The organism is Coriobacteriia bacterium, from assembly GCA_013334745.1.
GTDB lineage: Bacteria > Actinomycetota > Coriobacteriia > Anaerosomatales > JAAXUF01 > JAAXWY01.
This window is the reverse complement of the sequence record JAAXWY010000013.1, coordinates 24426-46908: the sequence shown is the minus strand read 5'-3', so window position 1 is coordinate 46908 and position 22483 is coordinate 24426. Positions and strand designations below refer to the sequence as shown.

Genomic DNA, 22483 nt, shown 5'->3' with positions numbered 1-22483 from the left:
GTCCTACTCGGCGACGGCGCGTGAGCCGCCACGCGCCACACGCGCGTCTTCGACGCTTCGCTTGAGCAGCTCCATGATGTCGACGACCTCACCCATGGGCTCGGGTTCGGGCTCGTCAACCGTCACGGTCTCGCCCTCGGACTTGCGTCTGATGAGGTCGAGCAGGTCGTCGTGGTAGGTATCGTGGTAGGCTGCCGGATCCCAGTCGCTCTCGATCGTTGCGACCAGCTGACGCGCGAGTGCAAGCTCGGCATCGGTCACGCCGAGTTCGGCCAGATCGCTGCCGGGCAGGTCGAGCGCAGCACTCTCACGGAGCTCGTACGGATAGCGCAGGACCTCGAGCAGGATCGCATCGCCTTCAGGGATGAGCGCGCAGAGCCGTTGGCGCGAGCGGATCACGATCTGCGCCACGGCGATTCGCCCCGACGCCCGCAGCGCTTCGCGCAACAGCGCGTACGCCTTGTTGCCGGCCTGCTCGGGCGCGAGAAAGTACGGCGTGTCGAGGAACTCCGGCGCGACGTCACTCGCGCATACCGCGCCAAGCACGTCGATCGTGCGCGTGGCCTTCACGTTGGCCGAGGCGATCTCGGCGTCGGTGAGAGTCACCCGGCGGCCGTCCTCGAACTCGTAGCCCTTGACGATGACCTCCCAGGGAACCTCCTCGCCGGTAGCTTCGTTCACGCGCTTGTTGCGCACCGGCGAGAGGTCACGCGAGTCGATGAGGTGAAACGAGAGTTCGCGTGGCGCGACCGCCGAGAACAGCCCGACGGGAATCGTCACGAGCCCGAACGAGATGGTCCCTTTCCAGATGGCCCGAGGCATCGTCGATCAGCGCCCGAGACCGAGCCACGTGCCCGCGTAGTACCCCACCACCGCGACCACGCTGTTGAGCGTCGTTCCCCAGATCATGTCGATGACGGTGATGCCCACCGGCCAGTTGGCGATCGTCGATAGGTTGGTGAGGTCGTAGGTCGCGTACGCCACGAACCCGAAGAGAGCACCGCGCCACAGTGCGCCAAGTACCGCGCCCTCACGGATACCCGGGATGACGGCGAGTGCGATGAGGCCGACGAGATACACGAGGTAGAAGGCCGCTGCTACCCCCACGTCAGGCTTGGGCTTGAGAAGTGATCCGAGAGCAGGCTGGTAGAGGCGGGGTACCGCCGTGGAGAGCCATATGAAGTCCATCGCGAAGAACGCGACGGTACAGGCCAGATAGAGTCCTGCGAGCTTGCCGATCGACATGGGTCCTCCCAAGTGACTCCTGCGGACAGAACCTACCGGTGAAACGGGCTAGGCGTTGTCGATTGCGTCTTTCAGCGCTGCGGCGTCCGCGTCGACCATCTGCTTCGCGAACTTCTTGGCCTTCTTCATGAGGCGCTCGGCGCCCGCGTCGAATGTCGCATCCGCGATGAGGATCACGCCGGCCTGTCCCGGTTCGAGCGTATCGGCAAGGTCCTTGACGGCACCCCGGCCGATGTTCTTGACCACGTTGCCGATTCCGGCCCCGATTGCCGCACCGGCGGCTGCGGAAACCAGGATGGACGGCGGGAAGATCAGACCGAACACGGCGCCTGCGATGACGCCGGCCTTCGCTCCGGTACCGCGCTGCGTGGCGTCGGTGTTGAGGACCTTGACCTTGCCCTCCGCGGTCTTCTCGAAGACGGCCGACTCGTACGTGCCAATCCACTTCTCGTGGTGAGCTGCCTTGATCATCTCGAAGTCGCCCATCGCCTCCGTGGCGTCGCCGTAGAGCCCTGCATACACGATGAGTCCGTTCACGTCAGTCATGATTGTTCTCCTTAGAGTGTCGCGTGACGACGATGCGCCACGCTCAAGCGGCTAGTTGCCGGAATCGTTCGAGTAGTCCGGCTCGGGGATGAAGACGGACAGCAGGAAGCTCACGACGCTGATCACGATTCCGCCCCAAAACGCGGGCCAGAAGCCCTCGATCGACAGTCCCACGCCCGGAATCACGTTCGCCCAACTCGACGCGAGCATGAGTGTCCCCGCGTTGATCACGAGGATGAACAAGCCAAGCGTCGCGACGATCAGACCGCACGAGAGGAACTGCAGGATCGGACGGATGATCGCGTTAACGAAGCCGAGGAACACGGCGACGACCGCGAGCGTCAGCAAGGTGCTGCTTCCGGCCGCTACGTCGATACCCGGGACGAGCAACACGGCGGCCGCTACCGCGGCAGCCGTCACAACCCAGCGAGCCAAGAGCCTGATCCACATCGCCTATCGTCTCCTTGTGGTCGAATCGATCCTTCGTGAAGTGCATCCCCATTGCTGCAGCGGGCGAACCCACCATGTGTTCGTGTTGCCCACGTCGGGAATAGTACAGTGAACGACGGGTGACTGCCGCCCTGAAGACTGACGAGGATAGGGGAGCCATGAGCAGCGATCATGACAACCAGGAGACCATCAAGGTCGAGCCGGCCGTTGAGCCCGATGACATGGATGCGTTGCGTGCCGAGGTCGAGCGCCTGCGCGCCGAGAACGAGGCGCTGACGGCTCGCCCGGCCGCGAAGGACGGCTCGCACATGGGCCGTCGTATCGCGTCGGTTGTGTTTGTCCTGCTCGGCGTGTTGATGTTCGGCATGGCGGTCAGCGCCGTGTGGCTGAACCGGACCGTCATGGACGAGGATCGATGGGTCGCGACGGTCGCGCCGCTCGCGCAGGACGTCTCGATTCAGAACTACGTTGCTGCGAAGGCCTCTGAGACGATCATCAGCAGCGTCGATATCCAGGGCTACGTGGGCAAAGCGCTGCAACCGCTTCCGGAGCAGGCGCAGATCCTCGCGCTTCCGATCACGGGAGCCATCAACAACCTCATCACGGAGTCAGCCACCAAGGTCGTACGCTCCGAGCAGTTCTACACGCTATGGGTCCAGATGAACCGCTACGCGCACAAAGCGTTTATCGCGGCGATCAGCGACAAGTCGACCGGAATCATTCAGAAGTCCGGTGGAACCATCACGCTTGAGACCGCAGTTCTGGTTGATGCCGTGAAGACCGCGCTTGTTGCAAAGGGTCTCGGCTTCGTCAGCAACATCAACATCCCGCTGAAGAACCAGAGCATCGTGCTCGTGGACTCACCGGAGCTCGTGCAGCTCGGCATCTTGATTCGCTTCATGAACACGACCGCCCTGATCCTGCCGCTGCTCGCGCTTGGGCTGATGGCCGGTGGTGTCGCGATCGCCGTCGACAGACGCAAGGCTGTTCTGTGGGTCGGCATCGGGATCACCGCGGCGATGGTCATCCCGCTTGAAGCCATCTACTTCGCAGCCGTGCCGTTCGCCAAGACCGCGTACCAGCTCGGTGGCATGCCGCAAGCAGCAGCTCAGGCCGCCTACACGATCGTCTTCCGCAACCTGATCTCAGCACACCAGTTGTTCGCGTTTGTCGGTCTGGTGTTCGTCGCCGGCGCAATCCTGGCTGGCCCCAACCGCTTCGCGACGCAGTTGCGCAACGGGTTCCAGCACGGTCTGGCGAGCATTGGCCCGGACTGGGACTTCGGTCCCGTTGGCGAGTGGATCGATGTGCACGCGAGTGGCATGCGCGTCGCCGGAATCATCGGCGCGGTGGTCATTCTGCTCGTGTCACCGGCCCGCTCCATCGCGACGATCGTGTGGCTCGTGGTCGCGGTCATCGTATGGGTGGCGCTCATCGCGCTGTTCGGGCGGCCGCGTCCCACGGCTCGTACCGAAGAGCCTGCTGACGCCGAGTCGCCCTCGGCCGCATAGCGCGACTCGCTTCGCGTTGCCGCTGCCTGCCGAGGTCGCTATACTCGCGGTTGCACTTCTCGGCGGGCGCGCTCGTCGAGGGGTAACGTGGAGAGTTGTCCGAGTGGTTTAAGGAGCACGACTGGAAATCGTGTATGCGGCGTTAAACCGTATCCAGGGTTCGAATCCCTGACTCTCCGCCATCTGCGCTCACAGAAGCGGCCGGTAATCATCCGGTCGCTTCTTGCGTTCCGTGGCACGCGGCGGCTGATACACTCGATTCACCGCCGAGAGGAGCTCGCCGTCGTGAAGCCAGCCATCCGTGCCGCACGTGCGTGCGCTGCCGCGAGTCTTGTGTTCTGCGCGTTTGGTGCGTGGATGGCCTCTGCGTGCGGCGGGACCGCCTCGGCGTCGCCGATGCCCCGGGGGCCAGGCGTCGCGGTGGCATCCGAACTCGCCCCGGCGACGCAGCTCGCCACGCCCACGGTACCCGTATCCGTGACGGTCTCGCGCTCGTTTATCGTGACGGGCGCGGTCTCATCCGCCGAGGCCACAGGCGTGACGTTGACGTGCTACCGACGCGTGGGGGACGCATGGGTACCTGAGGAGCCCGTCTCGGCAACCGTTGCGACCGCAGACGCAGGCGCGTACTACTCGGCGCCGCTCGCTCTGCGGACCGCTGGCTCGTGGGTCGTCGTTGCGTCGGCCGCAGCTGTCCCCGAGCCGTCAGCCTCCCCGACGAGCAGCGTGATTCGCGTCTCCACTCGAGCCGATGCGATCGTATGGAATCGCGATGGTGTCCTCACGACACCCGAGCGTATGGCCTATCGGCTCGATGCTCGCCAGATGATCGTCTCCACCGGCGCGACGCTGAAGTCCAAGGCGGGCACGACGACCGTGTACGAGTACCGTGACGGCGACTGGGTCGCGCTCCTGTCGACTCCCAGCCGATTCGGGCGCAACGGGCTGTGCTCGGGCATCAAGCGCAGGCGTGGCAACGGCACGACGCCCACCGGTATCTGGCTGATGCCGGACTACGTGTTCGGGCAGTATCCCAAGAAGCTCGGCGGCACTCGTTTGAAGTACCGAAACATCACGAGCCGGTCGTGGTGGTCCTCGGAGCGAGGCGCCTACTACAACACCTGGGTCAGCCGAGCTCGGCGGGTCGACGGCGAGCACCTCATCGACTACAAGACCGCCTATGAGTACGCGCTGTCGACGGGCTACAACGCCAAGCCCAACGCTAGCGTGTACGGGCGTGGGGCGGGCATCTTCCTGCACGTCTGGAGCGGACCCACGACGTCGGGATGCGTGTCAGTCTCGCGTGCGACCATGCAGCGTGTGTTCAGAATGCTCGATCCCGAGAAGCGACGCGTCTACGCGATCGGGACACTCGGTACGAGCGTCACCAACATAGAGCGGTACTGACGTGACGCGCCCCAGGCACTCGGAGGTGTTCGTGTTCAGGGGTCCATCGACCACGCGTTCGCTTCGCATCGCGGTTCTTGGGGCGCTGCTCGCGCTCGCGCTACTTGGCAGTGGATGTTCCGAGCAGTTGTTCCGCCCGCGGGCCGCTGCGCCTACGGGCTTCGTATCAGCTACGGTTGACCGAGTGGTCGACGGTGACACCGCGGTGTTCGAGGTCAAGAACGTGGGTCTCGAGAAGGTGCGCTTCATCGGCGTCGATACGCCGGAGAGTACGACGCAGCACGAGCCTTTCGGCGAGGAGGCGGCGGCGTATACGCGTGGCGTCTTGTCGGAGGGACGCGAGGTCTATCTCGAGTTCGACCAGGGCCAGCGCGACCGCTACGGGCGCCTGCTCGCCTACGTCTGGCTGGAGGCACCGGCGGCCACGTCGGATGCGGAGACGCGAGCGAAGATGCTCAACGCCAAACTCGCGCTCGACGGCTATGCGCAACAGATGACGATCTCGCCCAATGTGAAGTACGCAGACCGATTCCGCACGTACGCCGCCGAGGCCCGCGAGGCGCGTCGGGGTCTGTGGGCCGAAAGCGCGCCCAAATAGCGGAGGATCCGAGCCCGGCTAGTCCTTGGGTGGGCGGTGCATGATGTCGACGATCGCGCGCAGCTTGCTGTCTTTGCCCTTGCGCTCGGCGGCAAGCTGCTCGCGCTTCTTGGGGTCGAGCATGTCGGCCACGCGGGCCGCGAGGTCCTTGGGCGTGAACGGCTTGGTCATGTAATCGGTGATCCCCGCTGATGTCGCCTTGAGCTGCTGCTCGAAGTCGCCGACGGCCGAGAGGTGGATGACCGGGATGTCGGCGGTCTCGGGGTTCTCGAGCAGTTGCTTGCGCGCCTCGCGCCCGTCCATGTGCGGCATCATGATGTCGAGCAGGATGAGATCGGGCTTGTGGATCTTGGCCTCGGTCAGGCATTCGCGCCCATCGTAGGCGGGGAAGACGGTGTAGCCACGCGCTTCAAGCGTCGTGGTGACCAGCTTCACGATCGAGGGTTCGTCGTCGACGACCAGGATCTTGGCAGACATGTTCGGTGCCCCTTCCTTAAGACTCGGACTGCGTGGTGAAGAACTCCTCGACTGTCGCGACGAGGTCTTTCGGGGTGAACGGCTTGCAGATGTAGTCGACGGCTCCGGCATCGAGGCCGGTCTGCTGCTCACTGGCTTGCGCCTTGGCCGTCAGCATGAAGATCGGGATGTTGGCGGTCGCCGGGTCGGCCTTGATGCGCCGGCATGCTTCATAGCCATCGAGCGCCGGCATCATCACGTCGAGGAGGATGAGGTCCGGCAGCTCGGCTGCGGCCACGCTGACGGCGGAGAGTCCGTCGGAGGCCTCAAGCACCTCGAACCCGTGCGACCGCAGCGAGAACGCGATGAGCTTCAAGATGTGCGGCTCGTCATCGACGGCGAGGATGCGTTTCACTGGTGCACCTCCGCGTTGCGGCCCACGAGCACGGCTTCGACCTCGCGGGCGAGCCCATCGAGGGTGATCGGCTTGTTGAGCAGGTGGGTCGCCAGATCGAGCAGACGAACGCGCTCCGGATCGATGCGATGCGCCGTCATGACCACCACGGGTACGTGGGCCCATTCAGGCGTCGTCTTCACGCGCTGGATGAGGTCGTAGCCGTCCATCTTGGGCATCTTGAGGTCCGTGACGATGATGTCGGGTATCCGCTGCTCCAGCGACGCGATCGCCTCGGTGCCGTCGTAGGCTGCGGCGACCGCGAAACCCTTGCGCCGCAGCGTCTCGGAGAGCAACTGCACGATCGAGTGATCGTCGTCGACGACGAGTGCCACAGGGGAGTCCACGGCGCCCACTATCTCGTCGATCATCGACAGCAGCCTGCTCTTGTCAATCGGCTTCTCGAGGTAGTTCGCGGCGCCCATACGGCAGCTCTTGCCCTCGTCACACACGATGGACAACACCACGACCGGGATGTTCGCGGTCTCGGGGGCTTCCTTGAGGCGGTGCAGCAGGTCGAACCCGTCACCCTCGTCCAAGATCACGTCGAGCGTGATCGCCTTGGGCTTGTAGCGCAGCGCCGCCACGAGTGCCTCATCGGCGGTGTGCGCCTTGATGACGTCGTAGCCGCGCCGCTCCAGATACGTGCCGATGAGGTCCGCGACTTCGGCGTCCCGATCCACCACGAGGATCGTGCCGGTGACCGGGCCGTCGGGGGCCTCAAGCAGCGGGATGCGCACCATCTCGACCGGGGCCACCGGCAAGGTGAACCAGAACGTCGAGCCCATACCCAGCTCGCTCTCGACGCCGATCTCCCCGCCGAGCAGCTCGATGATCGTCTTGCAGATCGACAACCCCAGGCCGGTGCCGCCGATCTCGCGCGTCATCGCCGAGTCGACGCGGAAGAACTTCGTGAACATGCGCGGGAGGTCTTCCTCGCTGATGCCCAGTCCGCGATCGGACACGCCGATCCACACGAACTCGCCCTTCTTGCGCACTCCCACGTTGACGTCACCGCCCGCAGGCGAGTACTTGAGCGCGTTGCTGATCAGGTTGATGAGCACCTGCCCGATCCGGTCACGGTCGGCTGCGACGGCCGGCAGGCCCTGCTCGATGTTGGTGTTGACCGTGCGCCCGGTCTGCGTCAAGACGCCGCGGAACGTGTCCACGGCACCCTCGACGGCGTCGGAGGCGCTCATCGGCTCGATTCGCAGATGTACACGGCCCGATTCGATGCGCGAGATGTCGAGCATCTCGTTGATGAGCTCGACGAGACGGTCGGAGTTCTCCTTTACGATCCCGAGGAAGTCGCGCTGGATCTCGTTGATCTCGCCGGCATCGCCATCGAGGATGAGGTCGACGTAGCCTTTGATGGAGGTGAGAGGCGTGCGCAGCTCGTGGCTCACGGTCGAGACGAACTCGTTCTTCATGTCCGCGATCTCGCGCTCGTGGGTGATGTCGTGCAGCGCAAGGGTTCGACCCACAAGCGCACCGTCGCCGTCGAACACCGAGTCGAGCCGGGCGGTGACGACCAGCGGCGTCGCACGGTCGTCGAGCTGCAGTTCGACGGCACGGCCCTCGGCGCTTTCGAGCTCGGCCGCGGCCTCCGTGCCGAGCATCGCTGCAAGCGGCTTGTCCGACCCGAGGATCTTGTTCTCTTCGACGTCGAGCATCGAGCAAGCCGCCGGGTTGATTCGTGCGATGTGACCGTCGGGATCGAATGCGAGCAGCCCCTCCTTCGCGAAGCAGAACAGCGCATCGTCGAGGTCGTGCGGGTCTATCGGCGAGTGATCGGTACTCATCGCGCGCTCCAGGCTCTTGGGCAGTGAGGACAGCGGCACACCGCGCCACGGTGCGGCGTACACCGTCCCTTTCGGCATCTCGGGCGCGTTCCCTGCCCGCGCGCGCGGCGTCGTTCCCCTTATCGCCTGCTACGATGCGTGTTCAGTGGCATCGTGCGTGGCGAGTCCGGGGAGGGCGGCCAGATGGCGAAGCGTCAACCGGGGCAGCCCGACCGGCCGATGAACCCGGACGCCGATGGCGCCCGAATCTTCGGTATCGGCTGTCTGGTGCTGTTCGCTTTGTTCCTGTTGCTCAGCGTATCCGTCTGGTGGTTCTGGATGCGCTAGCACGGTGGGGGGATTGGGACCAGCGTGATGCCGTGCATGCATGGTGAGTACATGAGAGGGCGGGGAGCTGCATGAGGGTCGTTCTCGTAGTACTGCTGGCCGCGAGCGTCGCCGTGGTGGCGGGATGTGGGTCAGGCGCTTCGACCATGCCGAGCCAGTCGCAAGACTCGACGCAGACGCAACCCAGCGAGCAGGCGCAGGTCGATTCACCGGTCGCCGAGAAGATCGCCGATCCGATCACCATCACGCCGAAGCCCAAGCCCGTCCCCCCGTCGGTTGCCGAAGGTGGCATCAGTAAGGTCGAAGCGCAGGCGCTCGGCGGCGAGATGCTCGTCGCCCACCGCAAGAAGACGATGGGCGATGCGTACGGCACGTCGAGCGAGGAGTATTCGCTGGTCAATCAGGTCGCCTTCCAGGGCGAGTGGCTACTCACCTACTCGCGCATGACCGTGAACAACGAGCCGAGCGAAGCCTACGCCGTCACCATTGCCATCGATGCGAAGAACGGAAAGCAGCTTCGCCTCACAGAGGCGCCGTAGCGCTCCCTCGCGGCGCGGGCCGCATGTACTAGCCGGCGACCTTGTGCCCGCCGATCCAGGTCTGCGCCACGATCGAAGCGCCGGGGCGGTAGGCGAGGTGCAGGTGGCTGGGAGCGTCGAGAATCGCGAAGTCGGCGCGGCTGCCGGGAGCGAGCCGACCGATGTCGTCTCGGCGAAGCGCCGCCGCACCTCCAGAGGTTGCGGCGAGCAGCGCTTCGTCCGGCGTCATGTGCATCTCACGCACGGCGAGCGCGATCACGAACGGCATCGACGTCACGTAGCTGCTACCCGGGTTGCAGTCGGTCGCAAGCGCCACGGTGACGCCCGCATCGAGTAGGCGCCGAGCATCCGGGTAGGGGGAACGCGTGCTGAACTCGGCACCGGGGAGCAGCGTCGCGACCACGCCTGCATCGCGCATCGCGATCACGTCATCGTCGGTGAGGTAGGTGCAGTGATCCACGCTGGCCGCCGAGAACTCCGCAGCGATCTGTGCGCCGGGACCGTGCACGAGCTGGTTGCCGTGTAGTCGTGGGAGCAGGCCGGCCGCGACTCCTGCACGCACGACCCCGCGGGTCTCCTCGGCGCCAAAAGCGCCCTCGTCGCAGAAGACGTCGATCCAGCGCGCGAGTGGCGCGCACGCAGCGAGCATCTCGCCGCAGACGAGCGAGACGTAGCCCGCGCGGTCATCGGCGAACTCGGGTGGCACGACGTGCGCGCCGAGGAAGGTTGTCTCGTCGGTGAACTCTCGGCTGATGCGCAGCAGCCGCGCCTCGGTGGCGACGTCGAGGCCGTAGCCGCTCTTGGCTTCGACCGTGGTCGTGCCGCTCGCGTGCATCTGCACGAGGCGCGCTGATGCTGTCGCACGCAGCTCGTCGTCGCTTGCGGCGCGCGTTGCTGCGACGGTCGTCGCGATGCCGCCGCCCGTGTAGCGCTCGCCGGCCATGCGGGCGGCGAACTCGGCCGAGCGCTCGCCCGCGAAGACGAGATGCGTGTGCGAGTCGACGAAGCCGGGCACGACGGCGCGGCCACCCACGTCGACGCGCACATCGGCGTCGGGTGCCTGCTCGGACGGACCGATCCAAGCGATGCGATCGCCCTCAACGACGAGCGCCGCGTCCCGCAGCACGCCGAGCGCCGAGCCGTCGCCCTCGCGCGCGTCGCACGTGACGAGTTCGCCGATGTGGTCGAAGAGCGTCGCCTGCCTCACGCGGAGTCTCCCTCGCGCATCGGGATGCGGACGCCGCGTTCGTCGGCGACCTCTGTTGCGCGGTCGTAGCCGGCGTCGACGTGGCGGATCACGCCCATGCCCGGATCGTTGGTGAGCACGCGCGAGATCTTCTCGGCGGCGAGTTCGGTGCCATCGGCGACGGTGACCTGACCGGCATGGATCGAGCGGCCGATCCCCACGCCGCCACCGTGGTGGATGCTGACCCACGTCGCGCCGGATGCGGTGTTGACGAGCGCGTTGAGCAGCGGCCAGTCGGCGATTGCGTCGGAGCCGTCGAGCATCGCCTCGGTCTCGCGGTAGGGGCTGGCGACGCTGCCGCAGTCGAGGTGGTCGCGGCCGATGACGATCGGCGCCGAGATGGTGCCGTCGGCGACCAGCTCGTTGAAGCGCACGCCGGCCTTGTCGCGCTCGCCGTAGCCGAGCCAGCAGATCCGCGCCGGGAGTCCCTGGAACGCGATCTTCTCGGAGGCCTGACGGATCCAGCGGTGGAGCGGATCGTTGTCGGGGAAGAGCTCGAGGACCGCCTTGTCGGTCGCGGCGATGTCGGCCGGGTCGCCCGAGAGCGCGGCCCAGCGGAACGGGCCCTTGCCCTCGCAGAACAGCGGCCGGATGTAGGCGGGCACGAAGCCGGGGAACTCCCACGCGCGCTTGAAGCCGCCGAGCTCGGCCTCGGCGCGGATCGAGTTGCCGTAGTCGAAGACCTCGGCACCGGCGTCCATGAAGCCGACCATCGCCTCGACGTGGCGCGCCATCGACTCGCGGGCGCGGTCGGTGAAGCCATCCGGGTCGCGGTCCGCGTAGTCCTGCCACTCGTTGAGTGCGATGCCCAGCGGCAGGTAGGCGAGCGGGTCGTGTGCCGAGGTCTGGTCGGTGACGATGTCGACCTCAATGCCGCGGCGCAGCAGCTCGGGTAGCACGTACGCGCAGTTGTTGCGCAGGCCCACCGACAGGGGACGTCGCTCGGCCTTGGCCGCCAGCACGCGCTTGATGGCGTCGTCGATGTTGTCGGTCCACTCGTCGAGGTAGCGCTCCTGGACGCGGCGCTCGAGGCGCGCGGGATCGACGTCGACGATGAGCGCCGCGCCGCCGTTCATGGTGACCGCGAGCGGCTGCGCGCCGCCCATGCCGCCGCACCCACCGGTGACCGTCAGCGTGCCGGCAAGCGTGCCGCCGAAGCGCTTCTCGGCGATGGCTGCGAACGTCTCATAGGTGCCCTGGACGATGCCCTGCGTGCCGATGTAGATCCAGCTACCGGCGGTCATCTGCCCGTACATCGTCAGCCCGAGATGCTCGAGCCGGCGAAACTCCGGCCACGTCGCCCAGTCGCCGACGAGGTTGCTGTTCGCGATGAGCACGCGCGGCGCCCACTCGTGGGTGCGCATGACGCCCACGGGCGTGCCGCTTTGCACGAGCATCGTTTCGTCGGCTTTGAGCGTCTTGAGGGTGCGGATGAGCGCGTCGTAGGACGCCCAGTTGCGGGCCGCTCGGCCGGTGCCGCCGTAGACGACGAGGTCGTCGGGTCGCTCGGCGACCTCCGGGTCGAGGTTGTTCATGAGCATCCGCATGGGCGCTTCGGTCTGCCAGCTGAGTGCCGATAGCTCGGTGCCGCGGGGTGATCTGACGGGGCGGGCTCCAGCGGTCATGTCGATCTCCTGATGATCGGGGCTATTCGAGTTCGCCGAGAACCGACTCGGCGGCGGCGAGCACACTGCCGTCGACGACGAGGCGGTAGGCGAGTTCCATCTCGGGTGCGAGGAAGCGGTCGGGGCCGACTCCTGCAACGTGTTCGCGCAGCATCGCGCGGACAGCTTCGGTACCGGCGGCTGGCGTGAGCGGCGCACGCAGGTCGAGCGCACGCGCAGCCGTGAGCAGCTCGATGGAGAGCACGTGCGCGAGGCCGTCGACGCTCTTGCGCAACTTGCGCGCCGCACTCCATCCCATCGAGACGTGGTCTTCCTGCATCGCCGAGGAAGGGATGGAGTCCACGCTCGCCGGCGCGGCCAGGCGTTTGAGTTCGCTCACGATGCCGGCCTGCGTGTACTGCGCGATCATGTGGCCCGAGTCGACGCCGGGGTTCTCGGCGAGGAACGGCGGCAGGCCGTGGCTGCGCGCGGTGTCGAGCATCCGGTCGGTGCGGCGCTCGGAGATCGACGCGAGGTCCGCGGTCACGATCGCGAGGAAGTCGAGGACGTAGGCGACGGGCGCCCCGTGGAAGTTGCCGTTGGATTCGACGCGGCCGTCGTCGAGCACGACCGGGTTGTCGATCGCGCTTGCGAGCTCGCGCTCGGCGACGTTGGCGGCGTACTCGACGGTGTCGCGCACGGCCCCCGCTACCTGCGGCGCACAGCGCAGCGAGTACGCGTCCTGCACCTTCGCGTCGTCTTCGCGGTGCGAGTGGGCGATGGGGGAGCCGACAAGCAGGCGGCGGATGTTGCGCGCGCTTGCTCCCTGACCCGGATGCGGCCGAAGCGCCTGCAGCTCCGGCGCCATGACCGCGTCGGTGCCCATGAGGCCTTCGATGCTCATCGAGGCGGTGATGTCGGCGACCTTGGCAAGCATGCGCAGGTCGGTGATGGCCATGCACAGCATGCCGAGCATGCCGTCGGTTCCGTTGATGAGCGCGAGCCCCTCTTTCTCCGCGAGCTCGAACGGGGTCAGGCCGGCGGAGGCGAGCGCGTCGGCGGCGGAGACGACCGCGCCGCTTGCGTCGAAGACGTCGCCTTCGCCCATGAGCGCGAGCGCGCAGTGCGCGAGGGGAGCCAGATCGCCCGAGCAGCCGAGCGACCCGTACTCAGGCACGCACGGCGTGACGCCGGCGTTGAGGCAGTCTGCATAAGCCGCAGCGGTAGAGGAACGAACGCCCGTGTGGCCGGTTGCGAGCGTGGAGAGGCGCAGCAGCATGAGCGCTCGGACGACTTCGGTCTCGACGCACGGACCCGCGCCCGCGGCATGCGAGCGCACGAGCGAGCGCTGCAACTGCGCGCGCAGCTCCGGCTCGATGTACTTGGTCGCGAGCGCGCCGAACCCGGTCGAGACGCCGTAGACCGCGCGCCCCGAGCACGCGAGCTGCTCGATATGAGCGCGTGCAGCCTCGATCGCGGCGAGCGACTCCGGCGGAATCGCGACGCTCGCACCTTCGCGTGCGACCGCGACGACGTCGGCGATGGAGAGCGGTCCGGTCGAGACCGTGACGGGTGCGGGCATCGGTGCTTCCTCCGGTTGACGTTGGCGCCCGTTGGCGCCGCTCGGGAATCAAGAATACTCTTGGGGTTGTCCGCCCTTGGTGGATGGCTTTGTGAGTCTAGTTGTGTGCGGTGGGACTACACCACTCCAGCGTGCTAGCGCACGCCACCGATGAGCCAGTGAGGATCAGATGGCCGAGACGCCCCTCCACACCGACCCGCTGTGGCCACGTGCCGCAAGCTGGCTCGTACCTGCCGAGCCGGGTGACACGAGCGTCGCCGACATCGGCATTCTCGGAATACCCGCGTATCGCACGTCGATAACGCCCACGGGCGCTCATGCCACGCCCGCCGCGGTTCGCGAGGCGTTGCGGTTCTACTCGACCTACTCGGCGAGCCGGGGCGTGGACGTCGCCGAACTGGTCGCGCTCGACTTCGGTGACGTGGCCGAGCCGGACGGGGCGGTAGGGCAGACCCGCGTGCAGCAGGCGGTCGGCGAGGCGGTGAAGCGCTCGCGGCTGCTTTTGGTGGTGGGCGGCGACAACTCGCTCACTCAGGGCGCAGTGCTGGGTGTCGCTGCGGGCGGAAGCCTGGCAGATGTCGGGCTCATCACCATCGATGCGCATCACGACCTGCGCGATGGCGTCTCGAACGGCTCGCCGGTGCGCCAGCTGCTCGAGGCGGGGCTGCCGGGAGGTAACGTGGTGCAGATCGGCATCGGCGACTTCTCGAACTCGGCAGCGTACGCGAAGCGCGCGAGCGACACAGGGATCACGGTCGTGCCGCGCTCGGCACTTCGCGGCGCGGATCTGGTAGGCGTGTGCGAGGCGGCCCTCGCGGTCGCGGGAGCAGGCGGGCGACGGGTGTTCGTCGACGTCGACGTCGACGTGTGCGACCGGGCCGAGGTGCCGGGCTGCCCGTCGGCGGCGCCCGGCGGCATCTCGGCGGATGAGTTGCGGGTGCTCGTCGGCTGCCTGGCGAGCGACTCACGCGTGGTCGGCTTCGACCTCACCGAGATTGATGCGACCATCGATGCTGCAGACGGTCGCACCGTGCGGCTTGCAGCGCTGCTGCTGCTCGAAGCGGCTGCGGGATTCGCGGTGCGCGAGAAGGGCTGATGCGGCTGGAGTGCGGGGCGCATTGCCCGCCTCGCATGCTACCAAAGGGTTCGTCGTGCGGGCGGCAGCGACGATCGCGTACCGCTTGACCGTCACGCGCGACTGGAAGCGAAGGAAGACGTCCGTGTCAGAGGCATCGCCACGCTCAAGGGACCCGGTACTGGATGCGCTCCGGGGTGTCGCGATCATTCTCGTCGTGCTTGGTCACTCGATGGCCTTGAGTTCTTCTACTGCGACCGGAGTGAGCGGACTTGCGTTTCGAGCACTCTCCTCGGTGCATTTGCCACTATTCGTGCTGATCAGCGGATACCTGTCGCCGCGCAATAGGCGCCATCGAGTGCGTTGGCAGTTGCTGCTCGTCCCGTACTTCGCTTGGGCTGCGCTGACGTATCTCGCTGACTCGGGTTCGGCAGGGATCGTCCTCTGGCTCGGGCGTGCGGCGGTCAATCCCTACCACGGGGGGCTGCTGTGGTTTCTGTATGCGCTTCTGGGTATCGAACTCGTCGCCGGACTCTTGCGGAGGATTCCACTCGCGTTGGCGGTGGGAATCTCCTTGATCTTCTATCTGCTGCCGCCACTGACCCCGTTCTTCGGAGTCCTCTACATTCAGAGCCTTCTGGTCTACTTCGTGATCGGCCAGGCATTGGCCGAAGCACCGGGAGGGCTTGCCGAAGGGACTGTGCTGCGGATGATGCCCGCACTTGGCTTCGCGGGGGCTGCAGCGGTGGCATCCCGTGCGTGGATGGCGACTCGCACGGGCGTCGCTCCGGATGGGATTCCTGTGAGCGAAGCGACTGTCTTAGCAGCGTTCCGCCAGTTGGTCGTCGGTCTGAGCTCAGTAGCGATTGCTCTGACGTTCGCCGCGGTCGCCTATTTGATCCTGAGTCGCTTTCGCTCACGGTTGTCATGGATCGCCTGGGTAGGCACGATCACACTGGGCATCTACGCAGTCCACGGGCGATTCCTCGTTGCGCGCGGGGGTCCGCTCGGGACGTTTGTGATCGCACTTCTCGCCAGCATCGCTGTGACGATGCTCCTGAACATTCTCGGAGTGACTCGGCTCCTTTTCCTCGGGCGGACTGCGCGTTTGCCCGGTCCTCCGATCGGCGGCTCGGGGTATCGTCGGAAGGCCTCGGACGCTCCTGGTGACGCTGATTCGTGATGCAGAGCAGACGAGCCGCCCGATTCGACGTCGGTCGCATTGCCCGCCTCGCATGCGGTCGCTATACTCCGTTACTGCCGCTCCCGCACTGTCGGGAGCGCTGCAACCTCGCGGAGAGGTGGCAGAGTGGTTGAATGCGGCAGTCTCGAAAACTGTTTAGCGGGTATCCCCCGTTACGAGGGTTCGAATCCCTCCCTCTCCGCCACATGAACATGACGACGCCTGCTCCTCGGATTCGAGGAGCAGGCGTCTGGCATTCCGATCGTCAGCGGTCCTGCGACGCGAACGGGTGCTACTCGGTTTCAGCGGGTATCGCGACAATACCGCGGTCGTTGCGAACGATGCTCACGAGCACGGCGATGCCCAACAAGAGCGTAATCCCAGCCGAGGGCAGTGCCCAAAGCTGTGCCCATTGGTACGATGCTTGGCCTGAAGTGAAGGTAGAGATGTCCCACACCCCGTGCGCCACCATTGCGGGCCAGATCGCACCCCACTGACGACGCCATACGTACAGCAGCAGACCGCTGAACGCAGCCAGCACCAGTTGGAGAGCGCCTGCGGCACCCGTTCCCAGAAAGAGATTCGGCAGGTGAAATATGCCGAAGGCTGCGGCAGTCCAGATCGCTGCCGCTATCTCCGACCGACCCCCCGCTCGCATGCCGCGCAGGAAGATGCCGCGGAACGTCAGCTCCTCGGCAAAGCCGACGAGCACACCGGCTGCGAGGATTGTCGCGAGAAGCGCCAGCGGTATCTCGCTCCATTTCGTACTCACGAAACGGATCGCGGTCAACACGACGAATGCGACGAGCGCGATCTTCATCGTGATCGTGGTCGAGAGCCGGATCGGATCGCGCCACAGGTAGTCCCACCGCGAGAGAAGAGCGAAAGCGAGCATGAACACGCTACCGACGGCAAGCGGGATGAGGGCGGTTCGGACTCCGTTGCTCGCGGAGGCAAACCACTGTGTGTACGGGATGCCCGGGAGCGCGGCCATCCCGTAGAAGGCTACCTCGTAGATCGCCCACGCGACCAGGGCAGCGAGCACCGACGGTCGGAGCAGTGGTGGCCGGCTGTCTGTTCGTTCCGCGTTCATCGGCGTGCTCCTTAGTCTGATGTCCAGGGTTCTCTTGCGAGACCCTACTACACACGCTTTAGAGATGATTACCCGAGGTCAAGAGCGGTCAATCGCCAGGAGGCAAGGCCGAGCAGCAAGATGGTGGGCGGGCCGGTGGCAGGGGGAGAATTCGATGTCTACCGGCATCCGAACGAGCAGCTGTGAAGCTCGGCCCCAAAGTACTAGCGCTGTTCACGGAATGCATCGACGGTCCAAAGCATTGCGGCCGCGAATGCCAGATCCACGCCATCAGCCACATCCATCGCGTAACGGTCTCGGACAGTCATCCACTTCTGGCTGATCGCAAGCGCCACGCGTCCGTCAGCTGTGGTTACGCTGTAGTCCTTCTCGATCAGGTTGCCTTCGAGAACCCACAGAGCGCCGTCGGGTAGAGCGATCTCGATGCGGCTCTTGAGAGGGGAGATCTTCGCCTTGAGCGACGCGAGCTCAGTACCCTTCGCGTCCATTATGGTCATCCGCTTTGGTATTCCAAGCAGTTTGCCCTCGACCCGCATGATCACCGTGCCGGCAGCGTCCTGGACCTCCGCCGTGGGCTTCATGCCGAGCTTGCCATCAATGAAGAGTACTCGCTGCTCATCCTCGCCAACGATCTCGAAGTCACGACCCACACCGAACTTGCTTACAACGAAGAACCTTCGCATGCCCTCCGGTGCTGCCTCCATCGTGGACCACCCCTCTCTTGTTGAACGCCAACCCGCGCGGTCTATGCAGTTCTCCATGCTGGAATCACGAATCGCCAACGGCAGCGCCGTTGGAACGAACCCCTTCGGGGGGTCTCAGGGTTCTATCCGGAGAGCGATAGAACCAACCCGGAACGAGAGCCCCTTCCCGGTGCCAAGCAGGCACTTCATCCTCGCAAGAAAAGCGGTGAGTTCGCTGCGCCTAGAATATGGTACTAATCCACACTCATTTCTTACCCCTAAGAAGGCGGCCCCAGTCACGCAATGGTGACCAGGGCCGCCGTTCGCTCAGTGCCGCCAGCTACTTCCCGCTGGACACCACAAGCACGACCTGGCTGTTCTTCGGTGCGTCCTCGCTGGCGAGCGGTGTTTGGTACACGACCTCGTCGGCGGGTGCTCCCGTGCCGTCGGTCTTGTATGACACCAGCTTGAGGCCTGCGGCCGTGAGCTCGGCGGTCGCATCGGCGACCGACATGCCCACTACGTCCGGCACCGAGACGGTATCTCCACCGGAGGGAACCGGGCCAGCCGAGACGAGCACCATGATCTGGGTGCCGGCCGCGACCGACGCACCTGCTGACGGCGACTGGCCGATGACGTCGCCCTTCGGTACCGACGCGCTGTAGGACTCGACGGCCTTGGCCTTGAGGCCGTTGTCCGCGATCTCCGCCTTCGCATCCGCCGACGACATGCCGACGACATTCGGGACGCTGACGTTCGTCTGCTTGGCGCCGGTTGAGACCACGATGCCTACTTCAGTGTCAGCAGGTACCTGCTGGCCGGCCTTCGGGCTCTGCGATATCACGGTGCCCTTGGCCACACTGTCACTTGCCGCTTCCGTCGTGCTCACCTTGAGTTCGGCTCGGCCGAGTGTCTGTAAAGCGCTGTCTCGGGTGGATCCAACGACGTTGGGAACCTCGACCAGATCGCTCTTGACGGCGACAACGAGGTTGACCCTCGAGCCCTTGGCGACCTCGGCGTCCTTTGCCGGGTCTTGTGACATGACCGAGCCGGCGGCCGCTGTGGTGCTTTGGCTCTCGGTGATCCTGCCGGCGGTAAGGCCGATCTCTGTCAGCGCTGCCTCGGCATCCGCTTGCACCATTCCTACGACGTCGGGAACGACTACAACCTCGTCGGTCGCAGGCGGCTGATTGAAGAAGAACATGGCTGCCACTGCGATGAGCAACACGGCGAGCGCAGCCATGAGCCAGAGCCACAGCTTGCTCTTGGGGGCCGGCACGACACTGCGCTCTTCGGGAACCTGCGCCATGACCACGCCGGTGGGAACCGTCGGGCTGAAGGCGGCTAAGACGCTATGCGACAGTCGGCTCTGCTCCAGCGTCGCCTGAGCCGCCGCTTCGGTCTGCCCCACGACGTTGGGGACGCCCATGAGCGACGTGCCTTCGGCCGGGGCACCCGACGACACCATGAGGGCGGCGGTTGTGCCGGGCGCAGCGAGCTCACGCGATCGTGGCCACTGGGCGATCACCTTGCCGCGCGCGTAGGTCTCGTTCGCCTGCGTGAATATCTGCGCATTCATTCCCACCTGCTGAAGCGCCGTGAGCGCATCGGCTTGAGCCTCGCCCACGACATCGGGCACGGTCGCATCCGCCGAGGAGGCCGGAGCCATACCCTTCGAGACGATTAGAACTATTGGCGATCCAACCGGAACCAGCGTGCGCTGAACGGTTCCCGCCGCGGAATCTCGAGACATCTGTTCCCTCTCTCTCGGGGGCTATCAGAGAAATATTCCCGTTCTACCGATGCGAATCCCTCGGCTAACCCCAGAATAGCCAATGCGACACCCGCTGCCCTCGTGCTGCGCTAGAATCCGATGACCTCACCCGCTCCGACCACAAGGCGTCTTCGTGTCCTCATCGCAACAGCAGCGCTCAGTCTTGCCGCTGCTCCTCCTCGGAGGGGCGGTCCTGTTCTGGGGTACAAGCTTCGTCGCGATCAAGACCGCGCTCGATGCGTTCTCGCCAATGACCGTCATCTGGCTGCGCATGGTGATCGCCTCCATCGCTTTCGCACCGTTCTGGGGCCGCATCCCCAGACCTGAGTACCGACGCGGTGACTGGAAGATCCTCCTGCTGGCGGCGATGTGCATACCCTGCTTGTACTACCTGTTCGAGGGCTTCGCGGTGCAGTTCACCACGTCGAGCCAGGCGGGCGTGATCTCTGCGATCGTGCCGCTGCTCGTCGCAGGAGGGGCCTGGCTGTTCCTGCATGAGCGGCTGACGTGGCGCGGGGGCGTGGGCATCGCGCTCTCGCTCGCTGGAGTTGCGATGCTCTCCTTCGGAGGCACGGTGCAGGAGAGCGCCTCGAACCCGCTGCTTGGCAATACGCTCGAGCTGCTCGCCATGGTCTCGGCGGCAGGCTCGATGCTGGCCACGAAGCATCTGAGCATGCGCTATAACCCGTGGCTCATCACCGGCGTGCAGGCGGCCGTTGGCACGGTCTTCTTCGCGCCGATGGCGCTCGCGTCCGGTCCGGCGTCATGGCTCAACGCGCCGCCGGTGGCCTGGGCGTGCGTCGCGTACCTCGGCCTTGCCGTCAGCCTCGCGGCGTTCGGGTTCTACAACACGGCGCTGAAGCTCATGCCCGCGAGCCGAGCGTCGCTCGCCATCAACCTCATTCCGGCCGTGGCCCTGCTGGCGGGTTGGGCTGTACGCGGCGAGTCGCTCTCACTCATGCAGCTTGCCGCATGCGTACTCATCGTGGGCGCGGTCGTGTTCGCCGAGTCGGGCGACGACCCGGTTCCCGTCGAGGAGCCGCTGGGCTGATTCGTGCGCGGCTTCTGCGATACTCGGTAGGCTAGGAGCGAGTCTCGGTGCGCCCAACTCTCACGGTGAGCGGGGCGGTGGGCCGACCGGGCAGATGAGCCAACAGGCCGAGAGGGTCGCATTCTCGGAGGAGTCCAGAGCGTGAGCAGTACCCACCAGCCACACGACGAATCGCACGTAGCACCGAGTGCGCCAATCGCGTCCGTGTTCGCCATCGTCGTCACAGTGGCGGCCGTCGTGCTGCTGGGCCTACGGCTTCGCTACGGCGTCGACATTCGCGATGAGTCGTACTACGCAGCGGTGTCGTACCGCTTTGCGCTGGGCATGCGACCTCTCCTCGACGACCTGAGCGCCCATCAGTTCGCCAGCTATCTGGTCACACCTCTCGTGAGCGCGTGGATGGCCGTCTTTGGCGGGCTCGACGGGATCATGATTGCGCTTCGGTTCGCCTACTTTGGTGCAGCCCTGGGCGCAGCCGGTCTCGCGTTCGTGTTGCTGCGGCGGATCGTCGATTGGCGCCTCGCGCTCCTGGCCACCGCTTGTTCGCTCGGTTTCGTCCCGTACATGTGGTTCACGCTGAGCTACAACACGATCACGCTCATCGCGCTGTCTGTGGCGACATCGCTGGCGGGACTGGCACTGACGGCGCGACGCGACGCATGGTGGCTGTTCGTGCTGTCGGGTTGCGCACTCGGTCTGGCGGTTGCCGCCTATCCGCCGCACATCATCACCGCGGCCGTGGCGATTGTGCTTCTCGGAGTGCTGTCGCGGTCCTGGCGCGTGAGCGCGGCGGCGTGCGGAGGGGCGGTGCTCGTGCTGCTCGCCTTCGTATGGTCGCTCGCCGGCACATTCTCGGGACTCGCGGACATCATCGCTTACAACCGGTTCGCGTCGCCCTGGGCGGGCTACCTCGATCTGCTCCCGAAAGCCCTAATCCTCGCCCGAGGCGCTGTGGGGGCCACCTACCTTGCGCCGGCCACGTACCTGATTCTGGTGATGGTCGCGTTTCGGCTGCTTCGTCTTCGCGTCCCGCTGGCGATCACCGCGCTGCTGCCGGTCGCGGTGCTCGCCGCGATCCACGTTGACTACGCTGGGCTCCGCACGCTCAACGCGGCTTCGTTGCTACTGCTCGCAGCGATCGCGTCCGGATACCCGGGCGTCGGCGGTGCCCACCGACGGGCACTCACGTTCTCGTTCGGAGTTGCGGCCTGTGCCTCGCTGCTGATGGCCTACACCAGCAACACGGGCTTCACGGCGTTCGGGGTGGGTGCGGCGGCAGTATCGGCTCCTGCGATGGCGGTGCTTCTCGGCAACGCCTTCGACGAACTCGGCGCACGGACCGGGCAAGCCAAAGCGCTGTCAGCCACCGTGGCGATCGGGGCGGTGTCGACCGCGGTCATCGTGGCGCTGTGCTGGTCCTACGCGCAGCGCGAACCGGGCTACCCGTGGCAGCTGAGGACGCCTGCGACGGGAGTCAACGCCGGGCTGCTCACCTCGGAGGCCAACGCCGAGCAGCTCCGGCGGATCGACCGACTGCTGTCGGCAACGACGAGCGCATCCGACCGGCTGTATGTCTACAACCGCGAGCCTGGCATTCACCTCTACACCGCCGCCCGGCCGGTGGCTCCGTTCATGTTCTACGGTGCCGAGGGCGGGTCGGAGCCGCTGTCGCGATTCGTCATCGGGTGGTTGGGGCGGCCGGGGCATCAGCCGACAGTCGTGCTGGTCGACGCAGACGCATGGGAGAGGCGAGCAACCAACCCGCGCGACTACATCATCGAGTACGTCGACCGGGAGTTCACGCCCGTCGCAACAGGAACCGACTACGTCATCCTCAAGCCTCGCTAGCGTCGGTCC

22 protein-coding genes and 2 tRNA genes are annotated in these 22483 nt (G+C 65.8%); 11 read left to right on the top strand and 13 right to left on the bottom strand.

Features of this window, described 5'->3' with window-relative positions; all coding sequences use genetic code 11:
* Nucleotides 1-3: 3 nt before the first annotated feature.
* From HGB10_05250 to HGB10_05235, 4 genes are read right to left on the bottom strand one after another with little or no spacing between them, the layout of a single operon-like run.
* Nucleotides 4-822: a Ku protein gene (locus HGB10_05250; GenBank protein ID NTU71207.1), complete on the bottom strand. Its 819-nt coding sequence runs from the start codon at nt 820-822 to the stop codon at nt 4-6.
* 6 nt (nt 823-828) lie between these two features.
* Nucleotides 829-1245 (bottom strand): DUF2177 family protein, encoded by a 417-nt coding sequence (locus HGB10_05245; protein NTU71206.1) that lies wholly within the window; start codon nt 1243-1245, stop codon nt 829-831.
* 48 nt (nt 1246-1293) lie between these two features.
* Nucleotides 1294-1791, bottom strand: coding sequence for a DUF1269 domain-containing protein (locus HGB10_05240; GenBank protein NTU71205.1), 498 nt, complete (start codon nt 1789-1791; stop codon nt 1294-1296).
* A gap of 51 nt (nt 1792-1842) precedes the next feature.
* Entirely contained in the window at nt 1843-2235 is a 393-nt protein-coding gene (locus HGB10_05235) for a phage holin family protein (protein ID NTU71204.1), read from the bottom strand.
* 164 nt (nt 2236-2399) lie between these two features.
* On the opposite strand from HGB10_05235, the gene HGB10_05230 reads away from it, so the two are divergent.
* The 4 genes from HGB10_05230 to HGB10_05215 all read left to right on the top strand — a co-directional run bounded on the left by HGB10_05230 (nt 2400) and on the right by HGB10_05215 (nt 5757).
* Nucleotides 2400-3752 carry a hypothetical protein gene (locus HGB10_05230; GenBank protein NTU71203.1) on the top strand — a complete coding sequence of 451 codons (1353 nt, stop codon included), beginning with the start codon at nt 2400-2402 and terminating at the stop codon, nt 3750-3752.
* An 89-nt stretch (nt 3753-3841) separates the two neighbouring features.
* Nucleotides 3842-3934 (top strand) — tRNA-Ser (locus HGB10_05225).
* A 103-nt stretch (nt 3935-4037) separates the two neighbouring features.
* The gene (locus HGB10_05220; protein ID NTU71202.1) at nt 4038-5159 is read left to right on the top strand and encodes a hypothetical protein; all 1122 of its coding nucleotides are present in this window, start codon (nt 4038-4040) and stop codon (nt 5157-5159) included.
* Between the two features lie 67 nt (nt 5160-5226).
* Nucleotides 5227-5757: a thermonuclease family protein gene (locus HGB10_05215; protein NTU71201.1), complete on the top strand. Its 531-nt coding sequence runs from the start codon at nt 5227-5229 to the stop codon at nt 5755-5757.
* A gap of 18 nt (nt 5758-5775) precedes the next feature.
* On the opposite strand, the gene HGB10_05210 is transcribed toward HGB10_05215, so the two are convergent.
* From HGB10_05210 to HGB10_05200, 3 genes are read right to left on the bottom strand one after another with little or no spacing between them, the layout of a single operon-like run.
* Nucleotides 5776-6234: a response regulator gene (locus tag HGB10_05210; protein ID NTU71200.1), complete on the bottom strand. Its 459-nt coding sequence runs from the start codon at nt 6232-6234 to the stop codon at nt 5776-5778.
* Nucleotides 6235-6250: 16 nt separating this feature from the next.
* A complete protein-coding gene (locus HGB10_05205; protein NTU71199.1) occupies nt 6251-6628 on the bottom strand; it encodes a response regulator in 378 nt (125 codons plus the stop codon).
* Nucleotides 6625-8547: a response regulator gene (locus HGB10_05200; protein NTU71198.1), complete on the bottom strand. Its 1923-nt coding sequence runs from the start codon at nt 8545-8547 to the stop codon at nt 6625-6627. Before HGB10_05200 ends, HGB10_05205 begins: the two co-directional genes overlap by 4 nt.
* 105 nt (nt 8548-8652) lie before the next feature.
* On the opposite strand from HGB10_05200, the gene HGB10_05195 reads away from it, so the two are divergent.
* Complete coding sequence (locus HGB10_05195; protein ID NTU71197.1) at nt 8653-8796, top strand: hypothetical protein; 144 nt, start codon at nt 8653-8655, stop codon at nt 8794-8796.
* A 71-nt stretch (nt 8797-8867) separates the two neighbouring features.
* Nucleotides 8868-9335 (top strand): hypothetical protein, encoded by a 468-nt coding sequence (locus tag HGB10_05190; protein NTU71196.1) that lies wholly within the window; start codon nt 8868-8870, stop codon nt 9333-9335.
* Nucleotides 9336-9363: 28 nt separating this feature from the next.
* On the opposite strand, the gene HGB10_05185 is transcribed toward HGB10_05190, so the two are convergent.
* The 3 genes from HGB10_05185 to hutH are packed head-to-tail and all read right to left on the bottom strand — an operon-like array spanning nt 9364 to nt 13767.
* Nucleotides 9364-10542 carry an imidazolonepropionase gene (locus HGB10_05185; protein ID NTU71195.1) on the bottom strand — a complete coding sequence of 393 codons (1179 nt, stop codon included), beginning with the start codon at nt 10540-10542 and terminating at the stop codon, nt 9364-9366.
* Nucleotides 10539-12206, bottom strand: a complete 1668-nt coding sequence (locus HGB10_05180) for a urocanate hydratase (GenBank protein ID NTU71194.1) — start codon at nt 12204-12206, stop codon at nt 10539-10541. Before HGB10_05180 ends, HGB10_05185 begins: the two co-directional genes overlap by 4 nt.
* A 22-nt stretch (nt 12207-12228) precedes the next feature.
* Nucleotides 12229-13767 carry a histidine ammonia-lyase gene (gene hutH, locus HGB10_05175; protein NTU71193.1) on the bottom strand — a complete coding sequence of 513 codons (1539 nt, stop codon included), beginning with the start codon at nt 13765-13767 and terminating at the stop codon, nt 12229-12231.
* Nucleotides 13768-13936: 169 nt separating this feature from the next.
* Here hutH and HGB10_05170 point away from each other — a divergent pair, with 169 nt between their 5' ends.
* The 3 genes from HGB10_05170 to HGB10_05160 all read left to right on the top strand — a co-directional run bounded on the left by HGB10_05170 (nt 13937) and on the right by HGB10_05160 (nt 16230).
* On the top strand, nt 13937-14863 hold the full coding sequence (locus HGB10_05170) for a formimidoylglutamase (protein ID NTU71192.1): 927 nt from the start codon (nt 13937-13939) through the stop codon (nt 14861-14863).
* 124 nt (nt 14864-14987) lie between these two features.
* On the top strand, nt 14988-16025 hold the full coding sequence (locus HGB10_05165) for an acyltransferase (protein ID NTU71191.1): 1038 nt from the start codon (nt 14988-14990) through the stop codon (nt 16023-16025).
* Nucleotides 16026-16137: 112 nt separating this feature from the next.
* Nucleotides 16138-16230, top strand: a tRNA-Ser gene (locus tag HGB10_05160).
* A gap of 87 nt (nt 16231-16317) precedes the next feature.
* Here HGB10_05160 and HGB10_05155 read toward each other — a convergent pair.
* The 3 genes from HGB10_05155 to HGB10_05145 all read right to left on the bottom strand — a co-directional run bounded on the left by HGB10_05155 (nt 16318) and on the right by HGB10_05145 (nt 19554).
* Nucleotides 16318-17118: a CPBP family intramembrane metalloprotease gene (locus HGB10_05155; GenBank protein ID NTU71190.1), complete on the bottom strand. Its 801-nt coding sequence runs from the start codon at nt 17116-17118 to the stop codon at nt 16318-16320.
* A gap of 203 nt (nt 17119-17321) precedes the next feature.
* Nucleotides 17322-17822 (bottom strand): hypothetical protein, encoded by a 501-nt coding sequence (locus HGB10_05150; protein NTU71189.1) that lies wholly within the window; start codon nt 17820-17822, stop codon nt 17322-17324.
* Nucleotides 17823-18141: 319 nt separating this feature from the next.
* Nucleotides 18142-19554, bottom strand: a complete 1413-nt coding sequence (locus tag HGB10_05145) for a PASTA domain-containing protein (GenBank protein NTU71188.1) — start codon at nt 19552-19554, stop codon at nt 18142-18144.
* Nucleotides 19555-19708: 154 nt separating this feature from the next.
* Here HGB10_05145 and HGB10_05140 point away from each other — a divergent pair, with 154 nt between their 5' ends.
* Together HGB10_05140 and HGB10_05135 are read left to right on the top strand one after the other, a co-directional pair.
* Nucleotides 19709-20626 carry an EamA family transporter gene (locus tag HGB10_05140; protein ID NTU71187.1) on the top strand — a complete coding sequence of 306 codons (918 nt, stop codon included), beginning with the start codon at nt 19709-19711 and terminating at the stop codon, nt 20624-20626.
* 141 nt (nt 20627-20767) lie between these two features.
* Nucleotides 20768-22474, top strand: a complete 1707-nt coding sequence (locus tag HGB10_05135) for a hypothetical protein (protein ID NTU71186.1) — start codon at nt 20768-20770, stop codon at nt 22472-22474.
* Nucleotides 22475-22483 lie beyond the last annotated feature (9 nt).

What these genes read in the sequence shown, in the direction of transcription:
- HGB10_05250 (NTU71207.1), bottom strand. Translation starts at nt 822, where the DNA reads ATGCCTCGGGCCATCTGGAAAGGGACCATCTCGTTCGGGCTCGTGACG.
- HGB10_05245 (NTU71206.1), bottom strand. Translation starts at nt 1,245, where the DNA reads ATGTCGATCGGCAAGCTCGCAGGACTCTATCTGGCCTGTACCGTCGCG.
- HGB10_05240 (NTU71205.1), bottom strand. Translation starts at nt 1,791, where the DNA reads ATGACTGACGTGAACGGACTCATCGTGTATGCAGGGCTCTACGGCGAC.
- HGB10_05230 (NTU71203.1), top strand. Translation starts at nt 2,400, where the DNA reads ATGAGCAGCGATCATGACAACCAGGAGACCATCAAGGTCGAGCCGGCC.
- HGB10_05210 (NTU71200.1), bottom strand. Translation starts at nt 6,234, where the DNA reads ATGTCTGCCAAGATCCTGGTCGTCGACGACGAACCCTCGATCGTGAAG.
- HGB10_05200 (NTU71198.1), bottom strand. Translation starts at nt 8,547, where the DNA reads ATGCCGAAAGGGACGGTGTACGCCGCACCGTGGCGCGGTGTGCCGCTG.
- HGB10_05195 (NTU71197.1), top strand. Translation starts at nt 8,653, where the DNA reads ATGGCGAAGCGTCAACCGGGGCAGCCCGACCGGCCGATGAACCCGGAC.
- HGB10_05190 (NTU71196.1), top strand. Translation starts at nt 8,868, where the DNA reads ATGAGGGTCGTTCTCGTAGTACTGCTGGCCGCGAGCGTCGCCGTGGTG.
- HGB10_05180 (NTU71194.1), bottom strand. Translation starts at nt 12,206, where the DNA reads ATGACCGCTGGAGCCCGCCCCGTCAGATCACCCCGCGGCACCGAGCTA.
- hutH (NTU71193.1), bottom strand. Translation starts at nt 13,767, where the DNA reads ATGCCCGCACCCGTCACGGTCTCGACCGGACCGCTCTCCATCGCCGAC.
- HGB10_05170 (NTU71192.1), top strand. Translation starts at nt 13,937, where the DNA reads ATGGCCGAGACGCCCCTCCACACCGACCCGCTGTGGCCACGTGCCGCA.
- HGB10_05155 (NTU71190.1), bottom strand. Translation starts at nt 17,118, where the DNA reads ATGAACGCGGAACGAACAGACAGCCGGCCACCACTGCTCCGACCGTCG.
- HGB10_05150 (NTU71189.1), bottom strand. Translation starts at nt 17,822, where the DNA reads ATGGAGGCAGCACCGGAGGGCATGCGAAGGTTCTTCGTTGTAAGCAAG.
- HGB10_05145 (NTU71188.1), bottom strand. Translation starts at nt 19,554, where the DNA reads ATGTCTCGAGATTCCGCGGCGGGAACCGTTCAGCGCACGCTGGTTCCG.